Raw genomic sequence first — 2,424 nt, forward strand, 5'->3', positions numbered from 1 at the left:
TTCTGAACGAGCCGCTTCCGCTTTTAATTAAAATACTTGTTCTACTTCGATAACGCCTGGTACTTCTTCAAGTAACGCGCGCTCGATACCAGCTTTTAGTGTGATTGTAGAACTTGGGCAGCTTCCGCATGCACCCATAAGGCGTAGTTTTACGATACCTTCTTCAATGTCTACTAATTCAACGTCTCCGCCATCGCGAAGTAAGAATGGACGTAATTTATCTAATACTTCTAATACTTGTTCTTGCATATGTGGGTTTTCCATTTTTATCGACTCCTTTCATCAGTTTTATTATAATCAAGATAGAGGGGAAAATCTATTTTTTCTCTTCTTGTTTTATTGTCGAAATATTGTATCGTGTTTTTTCAGTATAGGGGTATGGAATAAGTTTGTAAAATGATGTGCTTATGTAATAAGACATCTGAATATACTGTTGGGACAAGAAGTGGGGGAGAAGAAATGGTTAATGTTCAAGTGTATGGGACGAAAGTAATTTGTGCGAGCTGCGTCGGAATGCCATCTTCAACAGAAACGTTTGAATGGTTACAAGCGGCAATTGGTCGTAAATATGAAGGACAAGAAAATAAATTTAATTTCGAGTATATTGATTTCCAAGAAGAACAAGAAGATGCGGATAAAAAAGCATTCGCTGAGCGCGTAGTGGAAGAAGATTTATTTTATCCGGTCGTTCTTGTAAATGGAGAAATTGTTGGAGAAGGAAATCCTCGTTTGAAGGATGTTTATGAAGAAATCGAGAAATATTTATAAAACAAGAAGTCTTTGCGAATTTGCAAAGGCTTTTTTATTGGAGGGATAGATATGAAAAATGGAGTGAAGCATGCGTTACCAACGGAAGTACAACAGTTAATGGAGCGGTACACAGTAGAATTAAAAGAAATTTTTTTGGATGAAAAAATAGTCGGGGTATATATTTACGGATCCATCGCACTAGGTGCATTTCATAAGGAAACGAGCGATGTTGATTTTGTTACAGTGATAAATGATTCCGTGAATGAAGCTGAAAAACAGCAGCTTGTGGAACTACATAAGAAACTTAGTGACAATACGCTAGGTAAAAGAATGGACGGTATGTATATTCCGCTTGCTGACTTAGGGAAATACAATGATGAAATGAACGAGTACGTGTATTGTGCAGATGGTAAAGCTAATGTTGGTCATTGGGACATTAATGCGGTCACATGGTGGACGTTGAAAAATCAAGGCATTACAGTTACAGGAAAAGAAGCAGAAGATCTTCCGCTGCAAATACAATGGAATGATGTAGTAAATACGATGAAATACAACGTAGAACAGTACTGGAGTGAAAAGGCGAAGAAGCCATATTTATTTTTTATAGAAGAGTGGGTAGAATCAGCTGTCGTTACGATGGGACGCATTTTATATACACTAGATTATAAAACAATCGTTTCAAAAGATAGAGGATTGCAATACTTGTCAGAACGTTCAGCGGAAGAATGGGAGCTCTTATTAAAAGAAGTAGCGAGAATACGGCACAATCCAAAAGAAAAGAGAATGCTCTCAAGGTGGAGAAGAGCAGATATGACGAAGAGGTACTTACTGCATTTAATTGAGACGTGTAGAGAGAAATGGTAGGGACGAAAATGGACAATACAGTGGGGGGTATTGTCTTTTTTTATGTTGAATTTGGTATATAATGGTTTAAAAGGTTTAATTATACTGGAGGGGATAGGATGAATATAGAATTAGCTACATATGAAAAAAAGAATGAACAAATGAGTATGCGCCAAGTAATTAGCATTCTATTAATTATTTTTGGGGTCATGCATGGAATTGGTTTTTTGAACCTTTTATATGATTCTTCCTTATATCCATGGTATGTAGATCATCTTATTCCACCTTTCACGTTTTGTATGATTATCGTAATGTATGCACCGGCAAGAAATTGCTGCTTACATTTAATAAAATCATTACAATTCAATAATTTTAAACACTATGTAACGATAGTAATGACAGCGATTGTAATTCTTATATATCTTGCAATATTAAATTTAGTTTTACCACATGGGATTGGTGTGGACGAGTCTAGTATAGTAATAAAGCCTACTAAAAGTGAAATCATTTTATATGTAGTTGTGCTCACCATTTTTGCACCGATTTGGGAAGAACTTTTATTTCGGGGGATGTTTTTTACGAAATTATCCCAGCGCTTTTCTGCACTTACTAGTGCCGTTATAAGTGCTTTCATATTTACTTTTGGCCATCCCCTTACAGTAGGTAGTATTTTATATATTTTTGGTATGGGTATATGTTTAGCATACACATATAAGAAAACGAAGAATTTACTCGTTCCAATTGGGATTCATTTATTAAATAATTCGTTTTATTTATTAGTAAATTTTCAACTATAAAAAGACGCCTTTTAAAAAGGAAGTCTTTTTTATT

Annotated in this window: 4 protein-coding genes; 3 read left to right on the top strand and 1 reads right to left on the bottom strand. The window is 35.1% G+C overall.

Annotation, left to right across the window (positions count from 1 at the left end; genetic code table 11):
• Window positions 1–27 precede the first annotated feature (27 nt).
• Window positions 28–264, bottom strand: coding sequence for a NifU family protein (locus MR107_RS29685; RefSeq protein ID WP_000431159.1), 237 nt, complete (start codon window positions 262–264; stop codon window positions 28–30).
• A 195-nt stretch (window positions 265–459) separates the two neighbouring features.
• Here MR107_RS29685 and MR107_RS29690 point away from each other — a divergent pair, with 195 nt between their 5' ends.
• The 3 genes from MR107_RS29690 (at window position 460) to MR107_RS29700 (ending at window position 2,390) form a co-directional block, all read left to right on the top strand.
• The gene (locus tag MR107_RS29690) at window positions 460–768 is read left to right on the top strand and encodes a YuzD family protein (RefSeq protein WP_000248588.1); all 309 of its coding nucleotides are present in this window, start codon (window positions 460–462) and stop codon (window positions 766–768) included.
• 51 nt (window positions 769–819) lie between these two features.
• Window positions 820–1,614, top strand: coding sequence for a nucleotidyltransferase domain-containing protein (locus tag MR107_RS29695; RefSeq protein ID WP_000788486.1), 795 nt, complete (start codon window positions 820–822; stop codon window positions 1,612–1,614).
• A gap of 98 nt (window positions 1,615–1,712) precedes the next feature.
• Window positions 1,713–2,390 (top strand): CPBP family intramembrane glutamic endopeptidase, encoded by a 678-nt coding sequence (locus MR107_RS29700; protein WP_075720432.1) that lies wholly within the window; start codon window positions 1,713–1,715, stop codon window positions 2,388–2,390.
• Window positions 2,391–2,424: the final 34 nt, after the last annotated feature.

It is taken from the genome of Bacillus cereus group sp. BfR-BA-01441, assembly GCF_022663075.1.
Classification (GTDB): domain Bacteria; phylum Bacillota; class Bacilli; order Bacillales; family Bacillaceae_G; genus Bacillus_A; species Bacillus_A cereus.

Bases quoted from the DNA above. Each gene is read 5' to 3' on its own strand.
- MR107_RS29695 (WP_000788486.1), top strand. From the start codon at position 820: ATGAAAAATGGAGTGAAGCATGCGTTACCAACGGAAGTACAACAGTTA.
- MR107_RS29690 (WP_000248588.1), top strand. From the start codon at position 460: ATGGTTAATGTTCAAGTGTATGGGACGAAAGTAATTTGTGCGAGCTGC.
- MR107_RS29700 (WP_075720432.1), top strand. From the start codon at position 1,713: ATGAATATAGAATTAGCTACATATGAAAAAAAGAATGAACAAATGAGT.
- MR107_RS29685 (WP_000431159.1), bottom strand. From the start codon at position 264: ATGGAAAACCCACATATGCAAGAACAAGTATTAGAAGTATTAGATAAA.